General features: G+C 67.6%; 20 protein-coding genes and 4 tRNA genes. 17 read left to right on the top strand and 7 right to left on the bottom strand.

Annotation, left to right across the window (positions count from 1 at the left end):
* Nucleotides 1-25: 25 nt before the first annotated feature.
* The 9 genes from ACM0PK_RS08640 (at nt 26) to ACM0PK_RS08600 (ending at nt 5,345) form a co-directional block, all read left to right on the top strand.
* Complete coding sequence (locus ACM0PK_RS08640; protein WP_005416113.1) at nt 26-505, top strand: peroxiredoxin; 480 nt, start codon at nt 26-28, stop codon at nt 503-505.
* Nucleotides 506-589: 84 nt separating this feature from the next.
* The gene (locus ACM0PK_RS08635; RefSeq protein ID WP_414607488.1) at nt 590-1,990 is read left to right on the top strand and encodes a PhoH family protein; all 1,401 of its coding nucleotides are present in this window, start codon (nt 590-592) and stop codon (nt 1,988-1,990) included.
* Entirely contained in the window at nt 1,987-2,493 is a 507-nt protein-coding gene (locus ACM0PK_RS08630) for a hypothetical protein (RefSeq protein WP_065185214.1), read from the top strand. Before ACM0PK_RS08635 ends, ACM0PK_RS08630 begins: the two co-directional genes overlap by 4 nt.
* A 12-nt stretch (nt 2,494-2,505) precedes the next feature.
* Nucleotides 2,506-3,174 carry a YoaK family protein gene (locus tag ACM0PK_RS08625; RefSeq protein ID WP_053500054.1) on the top strand — a complete coding sequence of 223 codons (669 nt, stop codon included), beginning with the start codon at nt 2,506-2,508 and terminating at the stop codon, nt 3,172-3,174.
* Nucleotides 3,175-3,301: 127 nt separating this feature from the next.
* On the top strand, nt 3,302-4,111 hold the full coding sequence (gene thiD / locus ACM0PK_RS08620; RefSeq protein WP_088496463.1) for a bifunctional hydroxymethylpyrimidine kinase/phosphomethylpyrimidine kinase: 810 nt from the start codon (nt 3,302-3,304) through the stop codon (nt 4,109-4,111).
* A complete protein-coding gene (locus tag ACM0PK_RS08615) occupies nt 4,108-5,034 on the top strand; it encodes an alpha/beta hydrolase family protein (RefSeq protein WP_260808651.1) in 927 nt (308 codons plus the stop codon). The genes thiD and ACM0PK_RS08615 overlap by 4 nt, the downstream gene beginning before the upstream one ends.
* Nucleotides 5,025-5,101: transfer RNA gene (locus ACM0PK_RS08610), tRNA-Arg, on the top strand. The genes ACM0PK_RS08615 and ACM0PK_RS08610 overlap by 10 nt, the downstream gene beginning before the upstream one ends.
* Nucleotides 5,102-5,159: 58 nt before the next feature.
* Nucleotides 5,160-5,236, top strand: a tRNA-Arg gene (locus ACM0PK_RS08605).
* Between the two features lie 32 nt (nt 5,237-5,268).
* Nucleotides 5,269-5,345 (top strand) — tRNA-Arg (locus ACM0PK_RS08600).
* Nucleotides 5,346-5,915: 570 nt separating this feature from the next.
* Here the strand turns inward: ACM0PK_RS08600 and ppk2 are convergent.
* Genes ppk2 through hemA form a run of 4 tightly spaced genes read right to left on the bottom strand, consistent with a single transcriptional unit; the run spans nt 5,916 to nt 10,800 of the window.
* A complete protein-coding gene (ppk2, locus tag ACM0PK_RS08595) occupies nt 5,916-6,698 on the bottom strand; it encodes a polyphosphate kinase 2 (RefSeq protein ID WP_111202202.1) in 783 nt (260 codons plus the stop codon).
* A gap of 46 nt (nt 6,699-6,744) precedes the next feature.
* On the bottom strand, nt 6,745-8,451 hold the full coding sequence (locus ACM0PK_RS08590) for an O-linked N-acetylglucosamine transferase, SPINDLY family protein (protein WP_414607159.1): 1,707 nt from the start codon (nt 8,449-8,451) through the stop codon (nt 6,745-6,747).
* A gap of 5 nt (nt 8,452-8,456) precedes the next feature.
* Nucleotides 8,457-9,539: a peptide chain release factor 1 gene (prfA, locus tag ACM0PK_RS08585; RefSeq protein ID WP_014036080.1), complete on the bottom strand. Its 1,083-nt coding sequence runs from the start codon at nt 9,537-9,539 to the stop codon at nt 8,457-8,459.
* Nucleotides 9,517-10,800 (bottom strand): glutamyl-tRNA reductase, encoded by a 1,284-nt coding sequence (hemA, locus tag ACM0PK_RS08580; protein WP_414607160.1) that lies wholly within the window; start codon nt 10,798-10,800, stop codon nt 9,517-9,519. Before hemA ends, prfA begins: the two co-directional genes overlap by 23 nt.
* Before the next feature lie 63 nt (nt 10,801-10,863).
* Between hemA and ACM0PK_RS08575 the strand changes: the two genes are divergently transcribed.
* The 8 genes from ACM0PK_RS08575 (at nt 10,864) to ychF (ending at nt 17,847) form a co-directional block, all read left to right on the top strand.
* Nucleotides 10,864-12,549: a tetratricopeptide repeat protein gene (locus ACM0PK_RS08575; protein ID WP_181452514.1), complete on the top strand. Its 1,686-nt coding sequence runs from the start codon at nt 10,864-10,866 to the stop codon at nt 12,547-12,549.
* Nucleotides 12,546-13,205, top strand: coding sequence for a lipoprotein insertase outer membrane protein LolB (lolB, locus tag ACM0PK_RS08570; protein ID WP_111202206.1), 660 nt, complete (start codon nt 12,546-12,548; stop codon nt 13,203-13,205). The genes ACM0PK_RS08575 and lolB overlap by 4 nt, the downstream gene beginning before the upstream one ends.
* A complete protein-coding gene (gene ispE / locus ACM0PK_RS08565) occupies nt 13,202-14,071 on the top strand; it encodes a 4-(cytidine 5'-diphospho)-2-C-methyl-D-erythritol kinase (RefSeq protein WP_111202207.1) in 870 nt (289 codons plus the stop codon). The genes lolB and ispE overlap by 4 nt, the downstream gene beginning before the upstream one ends.
* An 11-nt stretch (nt 14,072-14,082) precedes the next feature.
* A tRNA-Gln gene (locus ACM0PK_RS08560) sits at nt 14,083-14,159 on the top strand.
* A gap of 140 nt (nt 14,160-14,299) precedes the next feature.
* Nucleotides 14,300-15,259 carry a ribose-phosphate diphosphokinase gene (locus tag ACM0PK_RS08555; RefSeq protein ID WP_005415400.1) on the top strand — a complete coding sequence of 320 codons (960 nt, stop codon included), beginning with the start codon at nt 14,300-14,302 and terminating at the stop codon, nt 15,257-15,259.
* Between the two features lie 109 nt (nt 15,260-15,368).
* Nucleotides 15,369-15,986, top strand: coding sequence for a 50S ribosomal protein L25/general stress protein Ctc (locus ACM0PK_RS08550; RefSeq protein WP_005408191.1), 618 nt, complete (start codon nt 15,369-15,371; stop codon nt 15,984-15,986).
* Nucleotides 15,987-16,034: 48 nt separating this feature from the next.
* Entirely contained in the window at nt 16,035-16,613 is a 579-nt protein-coding gene (pth, locus tag ACM0PK_RS08545) for an aminoacyl-tRNA hydrolase (RefSeq protein WP_088496489.1), read from the top strand.
* A 142-nt stretch (nt 16,614-16,755) separates the two neighbouring features.
* Nucleotides 16,756-17,847 (top strand): redox-regulated ATPase YchF, encoded by a 1,092-nt coding sequence (ychF, locus tag ACM0PK_RS08540; RefSeq protein ID WP_005415403.1) that lies wholly within the window; start codon nt 16,756-16,758, stop codon nt 17,845-17,847.
* 505 nt (nt 17,848-18,352) lie between these two features.
* On the opposite strand, the gene ACM0PK_RS08535 is transcribed toward ychF, so the two are convergent.
* From ACM0PK_RS08535 to ACM0PK_RS08525, 3 genes are all read right to left on the bottom strand, one after another.
* Nucleotides 18,353-21,592 (bottom strand): autotransporter family protein, encoded by a 3,240-nt coding sequence (locus tag ACM0PK_RS08535; RefSeq protein ID WP_414607161.1) that lies wholly within the window; start codon nt 21,590-21,592, stop codon nt 18,353-18,355.
* Nucleotides 21,593-21,855: 263 nt separating this feature from the next.
* Nucleotides 21,856-22,497, bottom strand: coding sequence for a response regulator (locus ACM0PK_RS08530; RefSeq protein ID WP_049416983.1), 642 nt, complete (start codon nt 22,495-22,497; stop codon nt 21,856-21,858).
* Nucleotides 22,494-25,721 (bottom strand): hybrid sensor histidine kinase/response regulator, encoded by a 3,228-nt coding sequence (locus tag ACM0PK_RS08525; protein ID WP_414607162.1) that lies wholly within the window; start codon nt 25,719-25,721, stop codon nt 22,494-22,496. The genes ACM0PK_RS08530 and ACM0PK_RS08525 overlap by 4 nt, the downstream gene beginning before the upstream one ends.
* Between the last annotated feature and the right edge of the window lie 60 nt (nt 25,722-25,781).

Here is a 25,781-nt window from a genome sequence, read left to right as displayed (position 1 = left end):
AACCCAGGCTCGACAGAAGGACCTCATGAACAACGGCGACACCCTGGACAGCACCACCCTCTCCCTGCCGCTGGCCCTGTCCGGCGGCGACCAGGCCACCCTCGGCGACTATGCCGGCCAATGGCTGGTGCTGTACTTCTATCCCAAGGACAGCACCCCGGGCTGCACCACCGAAGGCATCGACTTCAACGCCCTGCTGCCGAAGTTCAGGAAAGCCGGCGCCGTCGTGCTGGGCGTCTCGCGCGACTCGGTGAAGTCGCACGACAACTTCTGTGCCAAGCAGGGCTTCAATTTCCCACTGGTCAGCGATGGCGACGAAGCGCTGTGCACCGCCTTCGACGTGATCAGGATGAAGAACATGTACGGCAAGCAGGTACGCGGCATCGAACGCAGCACCTTCCTGATTTCCCCCGACAGCCGCATCGTGCAGTCCTGGCGCAAGGTCAAGGTCGCCGGCCATGCCGATGCCGTTCTCGCCGAACTGAAGGCCTCCCAGTCCAAGTGAGTCCCACTGCCTACTGTGTCTGCCATCACCCTGCCCTGCAGCAGGCCGTGGTGGTTTTTCCCTGTCCGTAACCAGGAATCGACGATGACCCGAGGCAAGCGCATCTACGTGCTGGATACCAACGTGCTGATGCACGATCCCACCGCGCTGTTCAAATTCGAGGAGCACGACGTCTACCTGCCCATGCAGGTGATCGAAGAGCTGGACAACGGCAAGAAGGGCACCTCCGAGGCGAGCCGCAACGCCCGCCAGGTGAGCCGCTTCCTCAACGAGCTGGTGCAGGCCTCCGGGCTGGACAACCTGGCCGACGGCATTCCGCTGCAGCGGCCCAATGGCCTGCAGCTGCGCGGCAAGCAGAGCGCCGGCAAGCTGCGCTTCCAGACCAGTCATTTCGATGCTGGCAAGAGCTTCGGCAAGGTGATCCCGGACAACGCCATCCTCGGCGCGATCCTGGCCCTGAAGGAAGAAACCCCCGACCTGCCGGTGGTGTTCGTCTCCAAGGACATCAACCTGCGGATCAAGGCCGCCATCGCCGGCATCGTGTCCGAGGACTACGAGAACGACCGCGCACTGGACGATTTCAGCCTGCTCTACACCGGTGCCACCGAGCTGCCCGAAGACTTCTGGAAGCGCCACGGCGAGGATCTGCGCAGCTGGAGCGACAAGGGCCGCAGCCATTACGAGATCCAGGCGCAGGATGGCGAGGAGTGGTACCCGAACCAGTACGTCTACCTGCCCGGCGAAGACGAAGTCGAACTGCGCGTCAGCCGCGTGGTCGGCGACGGCAAGGTAGTGCTGTCGCTGGTCGATGATTTCCGCCACGGCAGCCATGCCGTGTGGGGCATCAGCGCACGCAACCGCGAGCAGAATTTCGCCCTCAACGCACTGATGGACCCGGAGATCGACTTCGTCACCCTGCTGGGTACCGCCGGTACCGGCAAGACCCTGCTGGCACTCGCCGCCGGCCTGGCGCAGACGATGGACCAGCAGCGCTACCGCGAGATCATCATGACCCGCGCCACGGTCAGCGTTGGCGAGGACATCGGTTTCCTGCCGGGCACCGAGGAAGAGAAGATGACGCCGTGGATGGGCGCGCTGACCGACAACCTGGAAGTGCTCACGCACAACCAGGAAGGCGGCACCTGGGGCCGCCAGGCCACCAACGACCTGCTCGCCAGCCGCATCAAGATCCGCTCGATGAACTTCATGCGCGGCCGCACGTTCCTGTCACGCTACCTGATCCTGGACGAGGCGCAGAACCTCACCCCCAAGCAGATGAAGACGCTGATCACCCGTGCTGGCCCCGGCACCAAGATCGTCTGCCTGGGCAACGTCGAGCAGATCGACACCCCGTACCTGACCGAAACCACCTCGGGCCTGACCTACGCGGTGGACCGCTTCAAGAACTGGCCGCATAGTGCGCACATCACCCTGCGCCGTGGCGAGCGTTCGCGCCTGGCCGATTACGCTTCGGAGGTGTTGTGAACCGCTGCACGCGCCTGTTGCTGCCCAAGGCTGCGATCACCCTCGCCGCCGTGCTCGGTGCCTGTACGACCACGCGCGGCCCGGCCAGCGTGCCCACCGCCGAGCGCACCGGCCAGTCCTGGGTGGTCACCCGCCCGATCATCGCCGCGCAGGTGCTCGACACCTGCTCGCGCCCCAGCCCCGGCCGCGAGGCCGGGCGGGTGTCGGGTTACTGGGCGCCCAGCCGGCAGCAGGTCGACCAGCTGGAGGCGAGGCTGTCGTCGCTGGAAGCGCAGGTCCCGAAGGTGCTGGACTTCGACCGCCAGTACGTCGGCATCGAAAGCGCCGGCAAGCGGCTGATCTACATCAACGCCTTCCACCTGCCTGACGACAGCGGCGTCAATCCGGCCCGTGAAGCGATTCGCGTCTGCGATGGCGGCGCACAGTTCTGGGGCGCCGTGTTCGACCCGGCCAGCAACACCTTCAGCGAGCTGCAGTTCAACGGCGGCTTCGGCGGGCCCTGAGGGGCCTCGCCGATGGGAATACGCCTGCCCACCTGGGTCTGGATCGGCGCGGTCGCACTCTCGTGCGTGGCCGGCATGGTCAACGTGGTCGGCTTCCTCGGTTTCGAGCACCAGGCGGTCAGCCACATGACCGGCAGTACCAGCCAGCTCGGCATGGCACTGGCCCAGGGTGACTGGCGCGCGGTCGGCCACCTGTGGGGCCTGCTGATCGCGTTCTCGCTGGGCGCGATGCTCAGCGGCCTGCTGATCCAGGACAGCACCCTGCAGCTGGGCCGGCGCTACGGCGTGGCACTGGCGCTGGAATCGGCTCTTTTGCTGGTGGCCATTCCGCTGTTTGAAGAGCACCAGATCTGGGGCGCACTGGCCGCCGCCATGGCCTGCGGCCTGCAGAATGCAATGGCTACGACCTTCAGCGGCGCGGTGGTACGCACCACCCATCTCAGCGGCATGTTCACCGATCTCGGCATCGGCCTGGGCCACCTGCTGCGCGGGTTGCCGTTGCAGGTACGACGACTGACCCTCAGCGGCCTGATCATCAGTGGCTTCCTCGCCGGCGGCGTGATCGGCGCCTGGCTGTTCGCGCGCTGGCAGTACGACGCCCTGCTTGCTCCCGCCCTGCTCACCGGCCTGACCGGCCTGGGCTATGTGGTGTACCAGCAGTGGGCGCGTTGGCGGCATTGAGGGCCGCGCTGCGGGGGCCAGATCCCTTTTCCTGCTGAAAAGGGATCTGACCCCGCCTGACGGATCAAAGGCATCCACGCATGGCGTGGATCTACCCTCCCCTGCGGGACCACGGCACAATCGCCTGATGAGCCCGACCACTCCCGTATCCGCCCTCACCATCGCCGGCTCCGACTCCGGCGGTGGCGCAGGCATCCAGGCCGACCTGAAGGCCTTTGCAGCACATCGCGTGCACGGACTCTCCGCGATCGCCGCACTGACCGCACAGAACACCCGTGGCGTCATCGCTGTGCACGTGCCGCCGATCGATTTCCTGCGTGCACAACTGGATGCCTGCTTCGATGACTTCGACATCCATGCGGTGAAGCTCGGCATGCTGGCCAACACCGAGGTGATCAATGCCGTCGCCGATGCGTTGGAGCGCCATCACCCGCCACACGTGGTGCTGGACCCAGTGATGGTCGCCACCAGCGGCGCGCGCCTGCTGGAAGACAACGCTCTGCAGGCAATGCGTGAGCGGCTGATCCCGCTGGCCACGCTGATCACCCCGAACACGCCGGAAGCAGAGCTGCTGGCCGGACGGAAGATCGGCAACGGCGATGACGCCGAACAGGTGGCCTCCGCCCTGCTCGACCTGGGTGCCGGTGCGGTGCTGCTGAAAGGTGGCCACCTGCAGGAAGGCAACCGCGTAATCGACCGCTACTTCGACGGCGTGAGCAGCGAAGAATTCATCCACGCCCGCCTGCCGCTGGATGCACACGGCACTGGCTGCACGCTGGCCTCGGCCATCGCCGCGCAGCTGTGCAACGGCCTGAGCCTGGCCAACGCCTGCGAAGCCGGCATCGACTACGTTGCGCGCGGCCTGCAGCAGGGCTATGCCCCCGGCCGCAGCGAGGTACGGGTGCTCGACCACTTCGGCGCGGCACCGCACGCATGAACCTGACGCCGGCCCTCCTTCCAGTGCAGTGTAGCGACGGGCATCGCTACGAAGTGGTGGCCTGCATGCCCGCACAGCCCATCGCCCGCTTGTTGTGGCTGCCAGCGCTGGGTGTGGCCGCGCGCCACTACCTGCCGCTGGCACAGGCGCTGGCAGCGAAGGGCGTGGCGGTCTACCTGCATGAGTGGCGCGGCAACGGCAGCAGCTCGCTACGCCCGTCGCGCGCGCAGGACTGGGGCTACCGCGAGGTACTCGAGCAGGATCTGCCGGCCAGCCAAGCGGTCATGGCGGCCGCAGACGAGGAAGCAGGCCCCCTGCCCTGGATCATCGGTGGCCACAGCCTGGGCGGGCAGCTGGCCTGCGTGCATGCCGGCCGCAACCCTCTGCACTTCCATCACTTGTGGTTGGCGGCCAGCGGCTCACCGTTCTGGCGTGGATTCCCGCCACCGCGCGGCTGGCTGCTGCCACTGGTCTACCGCTTCCTGCCGTGGATCGCGCAGCGCCAGGGCGTGCTGCATGGCCGTCGCCTCGGCTTCGGTGGGACCGAAGCACGCGGACTGATCGCCGACTGGGCACGCGTCGGCCTGAACAACCACTACGCTGCCGCGGGCATGGGTGAAGACCTCGACGCACAGATGGCGCGCGTGCACGGCAGCGCACAGGCCGTACTGATGGAACACGACTGGTTGGCTCCGACCGGATCGATGCAGGCGTTGCTCGCAAAGCTGCCGAATGTGGACGCGAAGCTGCGCGTGCTGTCCGCGCAGGAACTGGGCACGCGCGCCGATCATTTCGCCTGGCTGAAGGCACCGGATGCCGTGGCGGACAGCTTTTTCATTCAGTTGGATGAAAATTTTCACAAAACTGTTGACGGTGTGCGCCGACATCCGCATAATTCCGCTCCTGTCGCAGGGCGCCCGTAGCTCAGTTGGATAGAGTACCTGGCTACGAACCAGGCGGTCGGGAGTTCGAATCTCTCCGGGCGCACCACTCGACAGGTTTTCAGCATCCGCCGCTGGAAATGTTTTAAAATTTGATTGTGTACCGCGCGCCCGTAGCTCAGTTGGATAGAGTACCTGGCTACGAACCAGGCGGTCGGGAGTTCGAATCTCTCCGGGCGCACCATACACAGTCGGCACAACAAGTTTATGTAATTGGCGCCCGTAGCTCAGTTGGATAGAGTACCTGGCTACGAACCAGGCGGTCGGGAGTTCGAATCTCTCCGGGCGCACCATTACACCGAAACAGCAGGCCTCGGCCTGCTGTTTTTTATGTGTGTTTTTCGGCAGGGCTGCGCCCTGCACCTTCAGAGGCCACAGCCAGAGCCGGAGCAACAGCAACAGCGCGCATTCCGTGGGATGGCGGGGCGGTGTCGGAGTGCGGGGACGCCGCAAGTACGTCCATGTAGGCTTGGCAGCCGCATCCATGCGGCTGACACCCCGCACTCCGACACCGCCCCACCTCTGACAGATTCCTCATGTCTGGTAGATCCACGCCATGCGTGGATGATTCTCCAGACAAATCGAATATTTCGAATTGAATTCGAAGAGCATCCACGCATGGTGTGGATCAACGACAGATCGCGGAAATCTGTCGAAGGCGGGGTGGGTCCGGGTGCGGGGGCGTGAGCCGCATGGATGCGGCGACCGAGCTTACATGGACGTACTTGCAGCGCCCCCCGCACCCGGACCCGCCCCGCCATCCCTCAGGAAGCCCGCCGTTGCTGTTGCTGTTGCCGTTGCTCTGGCTGTTGCCGTTGCTCTGGCTTCGGCAGGTGCAGGGCCGCAAGCCCTGCCGACCCACCCTATTCCTCGACCGGGAAGTCCTCGATCGGCTTCAGCACATCGAAGTGCTCGCGATGCAGCTTGCCCTTCAGCTTCGGCAGCTCCGGCAACGGTGCATCCACCCGCGTATCCGGCAACCGGTCCAGCAGGTTTCGCACCAGGGTCAGCCGGCCAAGCCGCTGGTCGTTGAAGTCCACCAGCGTCCACGGCGCCGCCTCGCGATGCGTCGCGCGCAGCATCGCCTCGCGGGCCTCGGTGTACGCGCTGTACTTGCTGCGCGATTTCAGGTCGACCGGTGAGAGCTTCCAGCCCTTCAGCGGATCGAGATGGCGTTCGGCGAAGCGCTTTTCCTGTTGCTCCTGGTCCACGCACAACCAGTACTTGAACAGCAGGATGCCGTCGTCCACCAGCAGCTGTTCGAACACCGGCGCCTGGCGCAGGAACTGCTGGTACTCGGTTTCGCTGCAATAACCCATCACCCGTTCAACACCGGCACGGTTGTACCAGCTGCGGTCCATCAGCACGATCTCGCCGGCGGCGGGAAGATGCGCGGCGTAACGCTGGAAGTACCACTGCGTGGCTTCACGGTCGGTGGGCTTGGGCAGCGCCACCACCCGGCATTGGCGCGGGTTGAGATGCTGGCTGATGGCCTGGATCGCACCGCCCTTGCCGGCTGTATCGCGGCCTTCGAACAGCACCAGCAGGCGTTGCCCGCTGTACTGAACCCAGCGCGCCATTGCAGTCAGTTCCAGCTGCAGCGGCAGCAGCAGTTCGTCGTAGTCCTTGCGCTTGAGCTTGGCCATCGTTACGTCACGCGGGGAGGAAGCCGGAGCGTAACGCAGCGGTTGCTCAGGGGGTGTCGACGCCCTGCCAGCCCTGCTCGCCCGCCAGCGTCTGCAGCAGGGCGGAAAGGTCATGGGCAAAACCTGCCATGTTGAATACACCACTGTCTTCGCGTGCCTGCGCCAGTTCGGCACGCAACGCTGCCAGCGCCGCCGGGTTGTTGCCCAGCGCGCTGGCGGTGGCGATGAACGCCGCATCGTCGGCAACGTTCATCCGCGAGAGATCCAGATGATGGTTGAGGCTGCCGGCCACGCGCGCGGCGAAGGTATCGCCCGGGCAGGTCAATACCGGGCAGCCGGCCCAAAGCGCGTCGGACGCGGTGGTATGCGCGTTGTACGGATGCGTGTCGAGGAACAGGTCGGCCAGCTGATAGCGGGCCAGGTACTGCGGATGCGGCAGCTTGGCCATGAACACCAGGCGCGCCGGGTCCAGGGCTGCGGCCTGTGCGGCCGCACGCAGGCGGGCGTCGGCCTTGCCGGGCCCGGACAGCAGCCACAGCACGCTGCCGGGCACGGCCTGCAGCACCGCGAAGGCGCGGCCCATGCTGCGCGGGTTGAGCTTGTAGCTGTTGTTGAAGCAGCAGAACACCACGCCGTGTTCGGGCAGCCCGCACTCGGCGCGGGACGGTGCCGGTTCCAGTACGCGGGTGTTGTCCGAGGGTTGGAAGGCACGTGGCAGGCGCAGGACGCGTTCGCTGAAGTGAGGTTCCAGCGATGCCGGCAGCACGAATTCGTCGGCGACCACGGCATCCAGCCAGCGCGCACCTGATGTGCCGGGGTAGGCCAGCCAGTTCAGCTGCAACGGGGCCGGGCGCATGGCCAGCACTTCGGGCGTGCCGCCGCCCCCCCAGCCGCGCAGGTCGAACAGCAGGTCGATGCCCTGTGCACGGATGCGGGCCGCGATGTCGGCATGCCGCAGTGCGGCCACGTCATGCAGGCGGGCCGCAGCCTGCAGGCGTTCGCGGATGCGGCTGCCATCGGCGCGGTTCAGCGCGAACAGGTGCAGCTGCAGCGCCGGGTCATGGCGCAGGTGTTCGAGCAGGGCCACGGTCAGCAGCCCGGTAGGATGGGCGCCGAAGCCATTGGAGAGGAAGCCGACGCGCAACGCGCCGTGCTCGCGAACCTTCACTGCAGGAAGGGGGCGCACCGCCGACGCAACGACCGCGGCGCGTGCGCGCGCACAGGCCAGCTGCTCCGCAGCGCTGGCGTCTTCGTTGAGGAAGGCGAAGGGTTCCACCGCACCCTGACCCGCGGCGAGCGCGTTGCGCACCTGCGCAGCCAGCGTGTCCACGTCCTGCCAGTCGCACAGGCGGCGCTGCCAGGCCAGGCGCTGGGCGGCGATATAGGGTTCGCCCGGCATCAGCGCATGCGCGCGGCGATAGGCCGTCGCCGCCCCTTCGGCATCATCGGCATCTTCCAGCGCGTGGCCCAGCCACAACGCGATGCCCGGGTGCTGCGGGGCCAATGCCGAGGCCTGGCCGAGCAGCTTCGCCGCGTCGGCGTGCGCGCCGGCCATCCACGCCACGCGCCCCAGCCGCGCCAGCGCTTCGGGGTGGTTGGGGCGCAGCTGCAGGGCGCGTCGTGCGGCCTGCTCGCCGGCAGCGATGTCGCCGGCTTCCAGTTCCAGGTCGGCCAGCATCACCCAGGCGACGAAGTCGCCGGGCTGGCGTGCGATCGCCTGCTGCAGGTGCTGCCGCTGCTGCCAGGCCGTCATCGTGCTCAGCCCGCCGACAGCTGGGCCAGGGCGTCGACCTGGTGTTCGTGGCTGAGCCGCTGCAGCAGCGGGTCGAGGTCACCGGCCAGGATGTTGGGCAGGTCGTACAACGTCAGGCCTTCCACGCGGTGGTCGGTGATCCGGCCCTGCGGGAAGTTGTAGGTGCGGATGCGCTGGCTGCGATCGCCGCTGCCGACCTGCAGGCGCCGCGACTCGGCCTGTGCCGCGTCCTGGCGCTGGCGCTCGGCATCGAGCAGCTGCGCCTTCAGGCGCTTCATCGCCTTGTCGCGGTTGGCGTGCTGGCTGCGCTCGGTCTGGCACTCCACCACCACGCCGGTCGGCACGTGGGTGATGCGGATCGCGGACTCGGTCTTGTTGACGTGCTGGCCACCGGCACCGGACGAGCGGAACGTATCCACCTTCAGGTCGGCCGGATTGATGACGATGTCATCGACTTCGTCGGCCTCGGGAATGATTGCCACGGTCGCGGCCGAGGTATGGATACGGCCCTGCGATTCGGTGGCCGGCACGCGCTGCACGCGATGCGTGCCCGATTCGAACTTCAGGCGCGAGAACGCACCACGGCCGACCACACGCGCCACCACTTCCTTGTAGCCGCCATGCTCGCCGGGGTTGTCCGATTCGATCTCGACCTTCCAGCCCTGGCGCTCGGCATAGCGGGCGTACATGCGGAACAGGTCGCCGGCGAAGATCGCGGCTTCGTCGCCGCCGGTGCCGGCGCGCACTTCCAGGAACAGGTTGCCTTCGTCGCGCGGGTCACGCGGCACCAGCAGCAGCGCAAGCTCCTGCTCCAGTTCCTGCAGGCGCGCCTGCGCGGCGGCGATTTCCTCGTCGGCCAGCTCGCGCAGGTCGGGGTCGGCGCGCATGCCTTCGGCGGCGGCCAGGTCGGCCTTGGCACGGGCTTCATCGGCCAGTGCAGTGGCGACCGGTTCAAGTTGGGCGAATTCGCGCGAAAGGTCGCGGAAACGGGTGTTGTCCGCGACCACGTCGGGTTCGGCGAGCAGGCGTTCCAGTTCTTCGCGGCGCTCGGCCAGCGCTTCCAGCTTACGGCGCAGGGTCGGCGTCATCGGGTCTCACGGGTGGGTGGTGGTAGCGCGGCGTGGCCGGGAACAGGCGCTCGGCGGCGCGGGTCAGGTCGGCATCGCCACTCAGCGCGGCGGCGCGCAGTGCGGCGGTCGGCGGATGCAGCAGGCGGTTGGTCAGGCCGTGCGCCAGCAGTTCCAGCACTTCGTCGGCGGGCTTGCCGTTGGCCAGCTGCTGGCGTGCGCGCTCCAGCAACTCGGCGCGGGTGGCCTCGCCGAACGCACGCAGCTGCCGCAAAGACGCCTGATGGGCACTGGCCTGCTGGGTCTCGACGTAACGCGATACCTGCAGGTCGATGATCGCCTCGGCTTCGGCGGCGGCCTCGCGGCGGCCACGGCGGTTGTCTTCCACCGCGCGTTCCAGGTCATCGACGGTGTAGAGGAAGGCATCGTTGAGCGTGCCGACCTCGGCTTCGATGTCGCGCGGTACGGCCAGGTCGAACAGCAGCATCGGCTTGTGCCGGCGTGCACGCAGGGCCTTGGCCACCATCTCGCGATGGATCACCGGCTCGCGCGCGGCGGTGGCCGAGAACACCACGTCGGCCTCGCCCAGGTGACGGTCCAGTTCGGTCAGCGGCAGGGCCACGCCGCCATGGCGGCTGGCCAGTTCCTGCGCGTGGGCCAGGGTGCGGTTGGCGATCAGCAGCCGCCGCACCTTGCCTTCGCTCAGGTGCCGTGCAGCCAGCTCGATGGTCTCGCCGGCACCAACCAGCAGCACAGTGGAGTCGTCCAGCCGGGCGAACGCGTTCTGCGCCAGGCGCACCGCGGCCGACGCCACCGATACCGGGTTGGCACCGACCTGGGTATCGGTGCGCGCCCGCTTGGCCACCGAGAAGGTCTGCTGGAACAGGCGGTCCAGGCGCTGGCCGAGCAGGCCATGGTCGCGCGCGGTCGACCAGGCGTCCTTCACCTGGCCGAGGATCTGCGGTTCGCCCAGCACCATCGAGTCCAGCCCGGTGGCGACCCGGAACAGGTGGCGCACAGCCTCGGCATCGGCATGCTGGTACAGATAACCCTGCAGGTCGCCGGCCTGGCTGCGCAGCCACTGGTCCAGCGCCTGTGCCGACTCGGCCACGGCGTACAGCTCGGTGCGGTTGCAGGTGGACAGCAGGACCGCCTCGGCGATCTGCGGGGTATCGCGCAGCGAGCCCAGCGCACGCGGCAACGCCTCACCGGCGAAGGCCGCGCGCTCGCGCAGCTCCACCGGTGCGGTCTGGTGATTCAGTCCGAGCACCCACAGGGTCATTGTTCAGTTGCTTGCGATAAGCTGCTGGCCATTGGACGACATTTTAAGGCCCCGATGCCGACGATGCCCGCATTGATTCGCATCCCCAGTGTTCTGCTGCTGTCCCTGGCCTGCGCGCAGGCCCTGGCGGCGGTGCCGCCCAAGGCCCCCGTGCGGGCCGCGGCCACCGGGGAACTGGCGCTGGAGCCGGTGATGGCCGGTGAGTTCGCCCTGCAGGCCGGCAAGCTGGCCGAGGCCGCGCGCTGGTACCTGCAGGCCGCGCAGCAGACTGACGGCGATGCTGGCCTGGCCGAGCGCGCGACCCGTATCTCCATGCTTGCCAACGATGACGCCAGCGCCGCCAAGGGCCTGGCCCTGTGGCAGCAGCGCGCCCCGCGTTCGTTGACCATGCGCAGCGCCGCCGGTGCGCTGGCCATGCGCCAGGGTGATGTGAAGGCCGCCCGCACTGAATTGCAGGCGCTGCTGGCCGACCCCGACGAGCGCGGCTGGAAGTTCGCCCTGGCCGCGCTGATCGGCGGTGGCCGCGACCCGGCGGTGCCGGCGCAGGTGCTCGGCGAACTGGTCGATGCCAATGCCATTCCACCGAAGATCGAGGCCTGGCAGGAGTTCGGCCGCCTGGCCCTGCGCATGGACAAGCCTGACCTGGCGCGGCGCATGATTGATGAAGTGGTCAGGCGCTTCCCCGAAGAACCGCGCGTAGCGTTGCTGCGTGCCAGCCAGCTGCAGCAGGCCGGCGAGACCGACAAGGCCTTGTCGCTGCTGCACGACGTCGAGCCGAAGACCCGGCAGGACCCCGAGCTGCGCAATGCGGTGGCCATCGCCTACGACAGCCTGGGGCAACCGGCTGCGGCCGAGCGCGTACTGGCATTCGGCCCGCAGGATGTGCAGACCTGGGGCATGCGCGCTTCACTGTTGGCCAAGCAGGGCGACAAGGCGGCGCTGTCCAACCTCTACAACGAACTGTCGCGGCAGGCGGCCAAGCCGGACCCCGCGCAGCGCCTGTTGCTGGGCAAGATCGCCGAATACCTGAAGCGCTATCCCGAGGCGGTGCAGTGGTACCACAGTGTGCCCGGCGGTGATGAGCTGAGCGAGGCGCGCCTGCGTGCGGCCAACGCCCAGGCCCTGGCCGGACGGCTGCCGCAGGCACTGGATGAGGTGCACGCGATCCAGTCCGACGCGGTGGTCGATGATGATGTGCGCCGTGACGCGTATCTGCTGGAGGCCGAGCTGCGCCAGCGCGGCGATGACAGTGCTGGCGAACTGGATGCGCTGGCCCGCGGCCTGGCCGCCTACCCGGATGACAATGGCCTGCTGTACGCCCGCGCGCTCACCTGGGAGCGTCGTGACGATATTCCGCGCGCCGAGGCCGACCTGCGCAAGATCCTGGTGACCGACCCGGAAAACGTGCCGGCCCTGAACGCCTTGGGCTACACCCTGGCTGACCGTACCGGGCGCCTGCAGGAGGCGCTGGAGCTGATCGACCGCGCCCGCGTCGCCGAGCCGGACAACGCCGCTATCGTCGACAGCTATGGCTGGGTGCTGTATCGCCTGGGCCGCAAGGACGAAGCGCTGGTGCAGCTGCGCCGGGCCTGGACCCTGGCCAAGGACCCGGAGATTGCCGCCCATGTCGGCGAAGTGCTGTGGGTGCTGGGCAAGCATGACGAGGCCCGCCACTTCTTCGACGAAGCGGCCAAGCTCGACCCTGAAAACCGCGCGCTGCTGCGCGTCCGCGAGAAATTCAATCCATGAGTGTTTCCCTGATCCGGCCACTGCTGTTGGCGGCTGCGACCCTGGCGGTGACCGCCTGTACCAGCGTGGGCACGCAGAAGACCCCGCCACCGGCGGTGGTCGAGACGGTTTCGGCCGAAGCGGCGCAGGCCGAAGCGGCGCGCGTGGCCGCCCTGCATGCACAGCGGGACTGGGCCTTCCAGGGCCGGGTCGCGGTCAGCAAGGGCAAGGACGGCGGCAGCGGTCGCATCGACTGGAAGCAGGAAGGCCGCCGCTACGTGGTGGAATTGAGCGCGCCGGTGACCCGGCAGAGCTGGAAGCTGACCGGCGATACCCATTCCGAAGCTGGCCGCCTGGAAGGACTGACGGGCGGCCCGCGCGACGGCGAGGACGCCCAGCAGCTGTTGCTGGAGGCGACCGGCTGGGACATTCCGGTTAACCAGTTGCCGGAGTGGATCCGCGGGCTGGTCGCCGGCGACGCCGCCGGCCCCGAGACGGTCGAACGCGACGGTGAAGGCCGGCCGCGCCGGATGCAGCAGATGGGCTGGCAGGTACAGTACCTGGACTGGTACCCGGCCGACGCCGGACGGCCGGCGCTGCCGCGCCGGATCGAGGCCAGCAATGGTGACGCCAAGGTGCGCCTTCTGGTGGACCAGTGGGGGCAGGGCACGCCATGAGCGGGGCAGTCGACGACGCGGGCTGGTCCTGGTGGCCGGCCCCGGCCAAGCTGAACCTGTTCCTGCACATCACCGGGCGCCGGGCCGACGGCTACCACGAACTGCAGACCGTGTTCCGCCTGCTGGACTGGGGCGATCGCATCGGCCTGCGCCTGCGTGAAGACGGCCAGGTGCGCCGGCACGGCGAGGGCCTGGCGGGCGTGGCCGAGGCCGATGATCTGGCGGTGCGCGCCGCGCGTCTGCTCCAGGAAGCGGCGAAGGTCGCGCAAGGTGCGGACATCATCGTCGAAAAGCACGTTCCTGCCGGTGGCGGCTTCGGTGGCGGCTCGTCCGATGCGGCCACGGTACTGGTGGTGCTGAACCGGCTCTGGCAGGCCGGGCTGGACGAAGAGGCGCTGGCCGCGCTGGGCCTGCGCCTGGGCGCCGACGTGCCGGTGTTCGTGCGCGGTCGCAACGCCTGGGCAGAAGGGGTGGGCGAGCGCCTGCAGCCGATCACGCTGGCGCCGGCCTGGTATGTGGTGGTTGAACCGGGCGTTCATGTTCCCACGCCGGCCCTGTTTGCAGACCCGGATTTGACGCGCGACAGCCCAGTGGCGAAAATAGAGGACTTCGCTTCCGGGACCTTGGTCGGGAACGCGTTCGAACCGGTGCTGCGCCGCCGTGAGCCTGCCGTCGAGGCAGCGCTTGCCGCGTTGAGCGACATCGGCACCGCGCGGCTGACCGGTTCGGGAAGTGGTTGTTTCGTCGAATTCGCGTCGCAGTCTGCTGCAGAGCAGGGACGGTCGAAATTGCCGAAGGAGTTGCGGGCAAGGGTGGCAGCGGGCGTCGCGCGTTCGCCACTGCTGGATGCACTCGAGCAACACTGATTTATCAATGCAGGGGCGTCGCCAAGAGGCCCAAGGCACCAGGTTTTGATCCTGGCATTCGTAGGTTCGAATCCTACCGCCCCTGCCAATAGCGGCTGTGTCCGCGCCTTCCAGCGCATCGCCCGCGCGGGACGTGGATACAACCGCGGTGTTGTCAGCAGCAAGGGTCCATCGGGGTCCTTGCCGACTCCGGATCCCCGCCACTCGTCCCCGCCCGAGACAATCATGATGCAAGAGTCCCCGAACCTGCTGGTCTTTTCCGGCAACGCCAACAAACGTCTGGCGCAGAACATCTGCAAGGAACTGGGGGTTCGCCCGGGCAAGGCGCTGGTCTCGCACTTCTCCGATGGTGAAGTGCAGGTGGAGATCGAGGAGAACGTCCGCAAGCAGGACGTGTTCGTGATCCAGCCGACCTGCGCGCCGAGCGCGGAAAACCTGATGGAACTGCTGGTGCTGATCGACGCGCTCAAGCGCGCATCGGTGGCCAGCGTGACCGCCGTGGTGCCGTATTTCGGCTACTCGCGGCAGGATCGCCGCATGCGCTCTTCGCGCGTGCCGATCACCGCCAAGCTGGCGGCCAAGATGTTCAGCACCGCGGGCGCTGATCGCGTGCTGACCGTCGACCTGCACGCCGACCAGATCCAGGGCTTCTTCGATATTCCGGTGGACAACGTGTATGCGTCCCCGCTGCTGCTGGCCGACATCTGGCGCGCCTACGGCACCGAGAACCTGATCGTTGTGTCGCCGGACGTGGGCGGCGTGGTCCGCGCCCGTGCGGTGGCCAAGCGCCTGGATGACGCCGACCTGGCGATCATCGACAAGCGCCGCCCGCGTGCCAACGTCTCCACCGTGATGAACATCATCGGTGACGTCGAAGGCAAGACCTGCGTGATGGTCGATGACATCGTCGATACCGCCGGCACCCTGTGCGCCGCTGCCGCTGCCCTGAAGGCGCGCGGTGCGCTCAAGGTCGCCGCCTACTGCACCCACGCGGTGCTGTCGGGCCCGGCGGTGGACAACATCACCAATTCCCAGCTCGACGAGCTGGTGGTGACCGACACCATCCCGCTGAAGGACGCGGCGCGGGTGTGCAGCAAGATCCGCCAGCTGAGCGTGGCGGAAATGCTGGCCGAAACGATGCGCCGCATCGCCTTCGGCGAGTCGGTCAGCTCGCTGTACGTCGACTGAGTTTTTCGCCCCTGCCGGCAACGGCGGGGGCATACCCGGATGCTTCTGGTCGCGGAAGCATCTTCAACCGCCACGCCGCAGGGCGCGGCAACAACCTGAGTAGTCGAAAATGTCCAAGACCCATGAAATCAAGGTCACCAAGCGTGAACTGCAGCGTAAGGGTGCGAGCCGCCGCCTGCGTCACGCCGGTGTGATCCCGGCCATCGTGTACGGCGGCAACGCCGAGCCGGTCGCCATCAGCCTGGACCACAACGAAATCTGGCTGGCCCAGCAGAACGAGTGGTTCTATGCCTCGATCCTGGACCTGAACCTGGATGGCCAGGTGCAGAAGGTCCTGCTGCGTGACATGCAGCGCCACCCGTACAAGCAGCTGATCATGCACCTGGACTTCCAGCGCGTGAACGAGAACGAAGCCCTGACCGCTTCGGTCCCGCTGCACTTCGTCAACGAAGACACCTCGCCGGCCGGCAAGGCTGCCGACGTCGTGGTCACCCACGAACTGAAGGAAGTGACCATCACCTGCCTGCCGAAGGACCTGCCGGAGTCGATCGAAGTCGACCTGGGCGAGCTGAAGGCCGGTGACGTGGTGTACCTGTCCGACATCAAGCTGCCGAAGGGCGTGGAAATCCCGGCCCTGGCGCTGGGCAAGGACCACGACGACGCCATCGTCACCGCCAAGGCCGGCAAGGCCGACGAGGCTGACGAAGAAGCGGCTGCCGCCGAGTAATACCGTTACGGTGCCTGCCTCCGGGCAGGCACCGTACTGGAAGGAACGATGGCAGGACTGCGACTGATCGTCGGTCTGGGCAACCCCGGATCGGAACACGCCCGGACCCGGCACAATGCCGGGTTTCATTTCGTTGAGGCCCTGGCGGAAAAAGCCGGTGCGCGATGGAATGTGGACAGCAAGCTGTTCGGTGAGACCGCCAAGGTCGAGATCGCCGGGCAGACGGTGTGGCTGCTCAAGCCCGCCACCTTCATGAACCTCAGCGGCAAGTCGGTCACCGCCGCGCAGCGGTTCTGGAAGATCGAGCCGGAGGAAACCCTGCTGGCCCACGACGAACTGGACCTGCCGCCCGGTGCGGCGCGGCTGAAGTTCGACGGTGGCCACGGCGGCCAGAACGGCCTGCGCGACACCATGCGCCTGCTGGGCCACGGCAGGTTCCATCGCCTGCGCGTGGGCATCGGCCATCCCGGCCACAAGGACCGCGTGGTGGGTTGGGTGCTCGGCCGCCCGTCGAAGGACGACGACGTGCTGATCGCGCGCGCCATCGACGATGCGATCGACGTGCTGCCGCTGGCGGTGCAGGGCGATTTCAACGAAGCGATGAAGCGGCTGCACACCCCGAAGTAAACCGCTTTGGGTAGGTGCCAACCTTCCCGATTCCGGTGGGTGCCAACCTTGGTTGGCACACAATGATCGACACCGAGATGGATTGGCCAAGCAGCGCGCGCGCTGTTTCACCAATCACTTTCACCCCAGAGAGCTGTCACCCATGGGTATCAAATGCGGCATCGTCGGCCTGCCCAACGTCGGCAAGTCGACCCTGTTCAATGCGCTGACCAAGGCGGGTATCGCCGCGGCGAACTTCCCGTTCTGCACCATCGAGCCGAACGTCGGCATCGTGCCGGTACCGGATCCGCGCCTGAACGAGCTGGCGGGCATCATCAACCCGCAGAAGGTCATCCCGACCGCGGTCGAGTTCGTCGACATCGCCGGCCTGGTGGCCGGTGCCGCCAGCGGTGAAGGCCTGGGCAACAAGTTCCTGGCGCACATCCGCGAAGTCGATGCGATCACCCACGTGGTGCGCTGCTTCGAGCACGGTGACATCGTGCACGTGGCCGGCAAGGTCGACCCGATCTCGGACATCGAAACCATCGACACCGAGCTGGCGCTGGCCGACCTGGACAGCGTCGAGAAGGCGCTGAACCGTGCCGAGCGAGCGGCCAAGGGCGGCGACAAGGATGCCGCGGCGCGCAAGCCGGTGCTGGCCAAGCTGCAGGCGGCGCTGTCGGAGGGCAAGGCCGGCCGCTCGGCCGGCCTGGACGAGGAAGAGAAGGCGCTGGTGCGCGACCTGTTCCTGCTCACCCTGAAGCCGGTGATGTACATCGCCAACGTGCTGGAAGACGGTTTCGAGAACAACCCGCACCTGGAAGCCGTGCGCGCGCATGCCGCCGCCGAGGGCGCGCAGGTGGTGCCGGTGTCGGCCGCGATCGAAGAAGAGCTGTCCCAGCTCGACGACGAGGACCGCGATACCTTCCTGGCCGACCTGGGCCTGAGCGAGCCGGGTTTGAACCGCGTGATCAACGCGGCCTACAGCCTGCTCGGCCTGCAGACCTACTTCACCGCTGGCGTGAAGGAAGTCCGTGCGTGGACCGTGCGCAAGGGCGCCACTGCCCCGCAGGCCGCCGCGGTCATCCACACCGACTTCGAGAAGGGTTTCATCCGCGCCGAAACCATCGCGTATGACGACTTCATCAAGTACAAGGGCGAAGCCGGCGCCAAGGAAGCCGGTCGACTGCGCCTGGAAGGCAAGGAATACCGCGTGCAGGAAGGCGACATCCTGCACTTCCGCTTCAACGTCTGATCCAGCGGCATCGGATCGACCCCGGACGCCCCGCCCTGTGCGGGGCGTTCGCGTTTCCGGCGATGGACAAAAAATCACCACACTGCGAAACGCTTGCGGCGTGACGTTCGCCGGCACTTGTCCACAGCAAACTCCCATCGCTTTCCACGCCACATGTGGAAAACCGCACAGCTCCCCTGTAGAGCCGAGCCTACGCTCGGCTCAGGGGGGTATCAGCCGAGCGTGGGCCCGGCTCTGCCAGGTTTGCCCGTGCAATGTGGACAAATTTTCACCACGCTTCGAAACGCCTGCGGTGCAATGCTCGCACCCACTTGTCCACACCAAATCCCAACCACTCTCCACGGCGGATGTGGAAAACCGCGCATGGGCGTGGACAAAAAAACGCCACTCCCTGAAACGCTTGGTGCGTGGAGCTCACCGCCACTTGTCCACATCAAACTCCCATCGCTTTCCACGCGGCATGTGGAAAAAGTGCCCGGCACTCCCTTGCCGGACACTTCCCGCATCACCAGGTGTACGACACGCCCAGCTGGGCACCGACGTCGCGGAAGCCCATGCCGCCGCTCTGCCGGCTCAGTTCGCCCCAGCCGCGCCAGCCGCCGGACAGATCCACCTGTACACCGGCCTTGGCTTCGTAGATGTCGCGCGGCAACTGCCGCTGCAGCCGTTCACCGTCCATCGCCAGGCCCGCGCCATTGCCGCCGGACCACCAGTTCACTGCCACGTACGGATGCACCTGGCCCTGCGCCGCGCTCAACCCACGGCTGTACAGGCGCAGGCCGAGGCGAGCGCTGGTCTCGTCACCACCGCGGTCTTCGACCACCGTGCCGTTGGCCTCGACCACGCGGTCGCTGTCATAGCGGCTGTGCACCACCTGCAGTTGCGGTTGCAGGTAGATGCCGCGCTGCGCGGTGCGCCGCAGGGGCAGCACATAGCCAGCTTCGGCCGATGCACTCCAGTTGCGGGCGTCATAACGTTCCTTCTGCAGGCCATCGCCCTGCACGCTGTTGCGGAAGCGGCCGTACTGCAGCCAACCATCCACATAGGCGCCGCCCTGCATGCGCGCATCCTGCAGCCACGTGGCATAGGCACCCACACTGGTGCCGGTGACCACGCCACGCGCGGTGTAGCCGGTCACCTGCGAGCGGCTGTCATTGCGCGCGCGGCCGTGGCCGAGCATCGCACCTGCCTGCAGTTCGCCCGCGCCGCCCACCTCGAAGCGACGGCCGACGCCGACCAGCACGCTGCTGATCTGCCCATCGACCTGGATCTGGCGGCTGCGGTCGTGGCTGTCGGGCTGCGCGCTGCGAAGGTGCATCCAGGCCACGGCATCGCTGCTGGCGCCGGCCTCGGCGGCGGGGTCACCGGCGCGGTCGTGCAGGCTGTGCCGGAACATGCCCAGCGCGGCGCTGCGGTTGGCCAGGTAGGCCGCCGGTTCCGGGCGTTCCACCTGCGGGCGCGGTGGATCGATCGGCGGCTCCGGCGGCAACGGTGGATCGACCGGCGGTTCCGGCGGTGACGGTGGATCGACCGGCGGTTCCGGCGGCTGCGGCGGATCAATCGGCGGTTCCGGCGGATCGACGGGTGGCACGTATTCCGAACGCAGGTACCAGTTGCCATCATCCGGGGTCGACACGCCGCCCTTGAACAGGAAGTAGTCGTAGGCACCGGCGACCGCGCGTCCCTGCAGGCTGAACTGTGCATCGGACTGGCCGCCAACGGTGATCACGCGGATACCCTCCTGCGTCAGTGCACCGGCACCGCCGGCATTGCGCACGCTCACGCTGGCAGTGCCGCTGCTGTTGCCATTGATGACCAGCTGGTCGCCCAGCGAAGTGTCGTCACCCAGTGCACGGTTGAAGATCCACTGACCACCGTTGCCCACATAGTCGCCGCTGACAGTGACGGTCTTGAAGCCGCTTGCCCCCGGGGCATCGAAGGCGATGGTGCCGGCGTGTTCGAGCGCGCCGACGCTGGAACTGGCACGCACGTTCCACTGGCTGCTGCCATCCAGCGCAAGCTGTGCGACCTGGTAGCCTGAGTCGTTGCGCAGGGCACCGCTGAACGTGGTGCCGTTGCCCAGCACCATGCGTACGTCAGCCGTTGCGCTGTCGACCACCACGTCACCGCGCAGCGTGCTGGCGTCGGCGCTGAAGTCGATGCGGCTGGTCGCCACGCTGCCGCCATCGGTGAACACCGTGTCGCTGACCCGCAGCAGGCGCCCGCCGCCGTCGCCTGCGGTCACGTCGCTGCCATTGACGGTCAACGCATGGTTGCTGCCCTGCAGCCAGAACGCGGCGCCGCTGGCGGTCTCGATGTGGCTGTCATTGAAGGTGGCCCGGTTCCAGTACGGGCCGAACGCGGTCAGGTAGGAGCGGTAGCCACCACTGTTGCTGCCGGTCATGCGGATGTCCAGGCGATCGGCCTGGGTCAGCCGCGCGGTGTTCATGTGCACGATGCCGAACGCGTTCTCGCCGTCGCCGCGGATCGCAACGGTGTCGAGCAGCGCGGTGGCGGTGGAGCCACCGATGAACACGCCGCCACCCCCGTTGCCGCGCACGTCGATCACGTTGCCGGTGGCTTCAATGCGGCTGGCGGTGCTGCCGGTGGAACCGGTCACGCGTACGCCATAGGTCGTATCGCCGTGCGTGGTGATCCGGCCGCCCTGCACGGTGGCGACCCCGCCGGCGATCTCGACACCGTAGCCGTAGGTGTCGGTCCAGGTGTCGATGGTGCTGACGGTCAGCTGCAGGCGCGACTCATCGCTGGCCAGCCAGAATCCGGAGTAGCCATCACGCACATCGAACGCGGCGTCGCGGGCGGTCAGCTGCCCCCAGCTGTTGATGTTCACGCCATAGCCGCCGACGGTGTAGAAGCTGCCGCCGTTGATCACTGCGCTGGAATAGGTCTTGCTGATGCGGCTGCCGAGCAGGCGCATGCTGCCACCCACCGAGTGCGCTTCCACGTTCTCCAGCAGCACGCTGCCACCACTGTCGATATCGAACCAGCCGCCTTCCATGTAGGTGTCGTACAGCTCGGCGCGGCTGCCCGCGCCATCGACGGCAACGCCGGCGAGGATGCCACCGGGAGCGAGGGTGATGCGGCTGTTGCGGATCGTCAGCAGGCCCGCGCTGTCGGCGCGCAGGCGGGCACCACCGTCGGCGCTCATCTGCAGATCGGCCAGGTGCAGTTCACTGCCCTTGCCGGACGCACCGGCCAGCACCGCACCGGTACCTGTCACTGAAAGGCGGCCCCCGGTGTAACGGATCACGCCACCGTTGTAGGCCTGCACGCTGCCGAATCCGCTGCCGTTGCGCGTGGCATCGATATCGACATCGCGCGCATCGATCACGCTGCCGGCACCATTGGCATACAGTGCGTAGACGCCCACGCCGGTAGCGGGTGCGATCGACAGGGCGGCACCGCGCAGCTGCACCTGGCCGCCACTGGCAGCAGACACGGCGCTGCCATTACCGGTCACGTTGATGCGGCTGCCGTCGATCAGTGCGCTGCTGCCAGCGCCGGTGACGGTCAGTGCGAAGCTGCCCGCGCCATGGGTGAGGACATCATCGGCACCCAGCTGCAGGTTGTTGCCATCGCTGACCTGCAGGGGCCCGGTCAGATCGGCGGCGTGGACTGGCAGTGCCGCCCACAGGGCGGTTGCCAGCAGGCTGGGAAGGAGGGGAGCAGGCGCGAGGCGCGCGCGCCCGGACGCTCGGCGGCGCCGAGTGGGGGAGGCGTACATGCTGTTGGACTTCCTGTGGCAGGGCGCAGCAGGGCTGCGCGGACTGGCGCGGCAGGGCCGCGTCGCTGCGGAAGCCACACGCGATGGCAGCTGCAGGCGCCATCGGGCTTCCGTCCCCCACGGCGACGCGGTTGCTGCCGGCAGGCGCACCATGGCGGGATGCGTCCAGCCTAGAAATCGGCACTGTCCTATGGAATCAGGCGTTTCCTAAAGCCGTCGCAGGCCCCCGCACGGGGCCTGCAGGATTCAGCCTGGAGTGGGCCTCAGGCGAACAACGAGGCCTGCAGGCAATACTCGATCAGTGCCTGGTCACTGTCCACGCCGAGCTTGCGCATCGCACTGATCTTCTGCGTGCTGACCGTCTTGGCGCTGCGCTGCAGCTGGCGTGCGATGTCGCCCACGCTCATGCCGCCGGTAAACAGCCGGATCACTTCCAGTTCGCGCGGCGATAGGCGCGCACGGACCGCATCGGCATCGGCTGGTTCGCTCGCCGCGACCGGCAGCAGGCCCGGTGGCCGGTAGACGCGGTCGGCCAGCACCACGCGCAGGGCCTGTACCAGGCTGCCCAATCCATGGCTCTTGAGCACGACGCCGCCGGCGCCGGCGGCATACATCGCTGCAACCAACGACGGATTGGACACCATCGTCAGCACCAGCAGGCGCGTCTCCGGGAAGCTGCGGCGCAGGAACGAGATCAGCTTGATGCCGTCACCGAAGCGGTCGCCCCCCGGCATGCTGTAGTCGGTGATCACGACCTGTGGCCGGGTGCGGGTCATCAATTCGATCAGCGTCGCCGGGTCGGCCGCTTCGCCCACCACGTCCAGGTCCAGTTCCCCGGCCAATACGTCGCGGATGCCGGCAAGCACGATCGGGTGGTCGTCGGCGATGAGGATCCGTGTGGTCATGGCGGGGTCGGGTCGTCAGGTGGGGAAGGGGAGGCCGCATCAAGCAGCGGATGCAACAGCTGTTCGAGGCGTCCCTGGAAGCGGGCAAGCGACGCCGCCTGGGTGGTCAGGTCATCGCCGCTCGCAAGGCTGTGCTCGATCTGCAGGCCGCTGTCCACCAGGGCGGGTGCGCCCACGATGACCAGTGCGCCACGGATGCGATGCAGTACCTGCACCACGCGCGCGGGATCGGCGCTGGCAATCGACTGGCGCAGGCTGTCCAGGTCGGCCTGCATGGTCTGCAGGAACAACGCCTGCATCTTCGCGGGAACCTGCAGCGGGAGATCATCATCGCCCGTATCGGTGGATTCCGGTGCTTGCGATGGCGCGGGAACCGTTGCGTCGCCCCGGGTGATCCCGATCAGCAGGCGTTGCAGCGCTTCCAGCGTGATCGGCTTGACCAGCACGCCCTGCATGCCCGATTCCTGGCAGCGCTGGCGTTCGGCCGGGTCGGCATTGGCGGTGGCGCCGTGGATCGGCACGCTGACACCGCGCGCCCGCAAGGCGCGCGCCAGGCCATAGCCATCCATCCCGGGCATGTTCAGGTCGGTCAGCACCAGCGCGAACTCGTCCTGATGCCAGTAGCCCAACGCTTCATTGCCGTCGCTGGCGACCACGGCGCGGCAGCCGAGCTGTTCCAGCTGGTCGCGCAGGATCGCCTGGTTGATCGGGTTGTCCTCGGCCACCAGCACCTGCAGGCCGAAACGGCGCGTCGCCGGCAGGCGCCCTTCGGCGCTGGCCGCCAGCGGCTGGCCACTGGCGGCAGCCAACGCGAGCACGATCGCGTCGAACCGGTGCAGGCCAACCTGCCAGGCGCCATCGATCTGCCGTGGCCGCACGCCGCCGTCGCGGCAGGCAACCGCACGCGGTCCATCCACCCACCCGGGCAACGCGTCGCCCAGGACCAGGTCGAGCAGCACGGTGGACGACGGCAAGCCCGCCGCGCTTTCATCGCGGTACACGCTGGCCAGTGCACCGCGCTGCTGCAGGCGGTCGCACAGTGATTGGACCAGCTCGCGCACACCGCCCCGCACCTGTACCTGCAGGCCCGCAGGCAACTGCGGCGCAGGAGATTGCTGCGGATCGGCCGGCGCCGGGGGCAGCGGCAGTTCTACGCTGAAGCTGCTGCCCAGGCCGCTCTCGCTGACCACGCGCAGCTGGCCTTCCATCAACGCCACAAGATGCGCGCAGATGGAAAGGCCCAGGCCGGTGCCGCGCATCGCATCGGTGCCCGGGTTGGCCTGGAAGAACGGCTCGAACAGGTGTGCCTGGTGCTCGCTGGCAATGCCGATGCCGGTATCGGCGACCTGCCACTGCAGCCAGCAGCGCTGCTCTTGCCAGCGTGCCGAGACGCGCACCACCACGCGTCCGCTGTCAGTGAACTTCAGCGCGTTGCTGATCAGGTTGTTGAGTATCTGGCGGATCCGTGCCGCATCACCGCACACCACGGGCGGCACGTCGGCATCGATGCAGGCGTAGAACTGCAGCCCTTTGCTGGCGGCCGCGGCAGCATACGAGTCGAGCGCATCCTCGGTCAGATGCACTGGATCGAACGGGCTGGGTTCCAGGCTCAGTTGCCCGGCCTCGGCCTTGCTGACATCGAGGATGTCGCTGATCAGTTGCATCAGCGTCGAGGACGAACGCTGGATCGTCCCCAGGTAGTCCCGCTGACGCGCATCCAGTGGCGTGAGTCCGAGCAGTTCGAGGGTGCCGAGCACGCCGTACAGCGGCGTGCGGATCTCGTGGCTCATGGTGGCCAGGAACTGGCTCTTGGCCCGGTTGGCCTGGTCGGCGGCACGGCGCGCCTGCTGCAGCACCTGCTCGGCTTCGTGCTGGCTGCTGAGATCGATGAACAGACACAGCACCGCCGGCTCGCCGCGATAGCGCGCCGGCGTCGCGGTCACCAGCAGGTGGCGGCCTTCGGGCGTGGTGTAGGCCAGCCCATCGCCGAGCGTGGTGCCTCCAGCGGACAGCACGCTGCGCCGCCAAGGGCCATGCCAGCCTCCGCTGTGGTGGTCTTCGCCCAGCCAGCGGCGGGCGAGGGTGTTGTCCAGCAGCACATTGCCATCGGTACGGTGCAGCAGGCACAGCCCGATCGGCGCGTTGTCCAGGATGGTGCGGCTGAAGGCTTCGCTTTCCAGCAGCCGCGCGTGGTTGCTGCGCAGCGGCTCGATGACCGAACGCCGATACGCGCGCAGCACCAGCGTGCCACCCAGTGCCAGCAGCAGGGCCACCACGGTCGCACCGAGCAAGGGCCCCTGTGGGTGCTGGAACACCTGCCGCCAGCTGACGTGGTACACCGCCAGCCAGCCGCGCTCGCTGCGCATGCGGAACTGCAGGCCTGCAAGGCCAGCCTTCCAGGAGGTGCCAGCGTCACTGGCGTCTGCTGCATCGCCCAGCAGGCGCTGGCCATCGGCATCGAACAGCGACAGCCGCTGGAACACCGGAACACCCAGCACCTGCCGGTAGTCATCGACACGTGCCGGATCGAGCAGGCACGCCAGCGCGGCCTGCGAATCCTTGCCGTCCTCACCCCACAGGCGCGCATCCTGCGGGGCGTGGGCGATGGCGAGCAGCCAGGTCTGCCGGTCGCGCCACGGCACGCTTACCCAGGCGATGCCGCCGCGCTGCAGCGTGGGCCGCGTACCCAGTGCGCGGTGGATGTCGGCGATCGCCGGTCGCAGGTGATGCGGGCTGTTCTGGCTTGCATCGGTACCGACGGTCTGTACCGGTGCCAGCAGCCCGCGTGTGCCCTGGCCATCGACCAGCAGGCATTGCGGTGGTGGGTAGCGCGAAGCGGACCAGAACGTGCCGTAGAAGCGCAGGAACCGGTCGCCCAGCTCGGTCGGTGGCGAACGACCGGCTCCCTCGCTCCCGATCACCGCGAAGTTGGCGTACAACGGACCGCGTTGCAGTTCCACGCTGGCATCGGCAACCGGCTGGCCTCGTACGCCGACATCATGCAGCCGCCACTGGCGCAGGAAGCGCTCCTGCTCGCGCAACGTGCCGTCCAGGCGGCGGAAGTGGTACTCGATCTTGCTGCGCTCTTCGTTCAACAGCTGCGAGCCGGCCGACAGCAGCAGTCCGGCCTGCAGGGTCGCCAGCACCACCACGCCGATCAACAGGGCATGGACGCGGAGCGAGCGGCGAGCGAGTCGGCGTACAGGAGCGGCCTCGGCCGGCATGGCAGGTCTCAGGGCAGGGGGCGGACATCGGCACCGGTGGTGGCGCGACGCCACTGCACA

Origin of the sequence: Stenotrophomonas sp. FR010, from assembly GCF_047520755.2 — a bacterium.
Taxonomy (GTDB): Bacteria; Pseudomonadota; Gammaproteobacteria; order Xanthomonadales; family Xanthomonadaceae; genus Stenotrophomonas; species Stenotrophomonas sepilia.
Note: the sequence above shows the minus strand (reverse complement) of the source record. Positions and strands in the feature narration are given on the sequence as shown.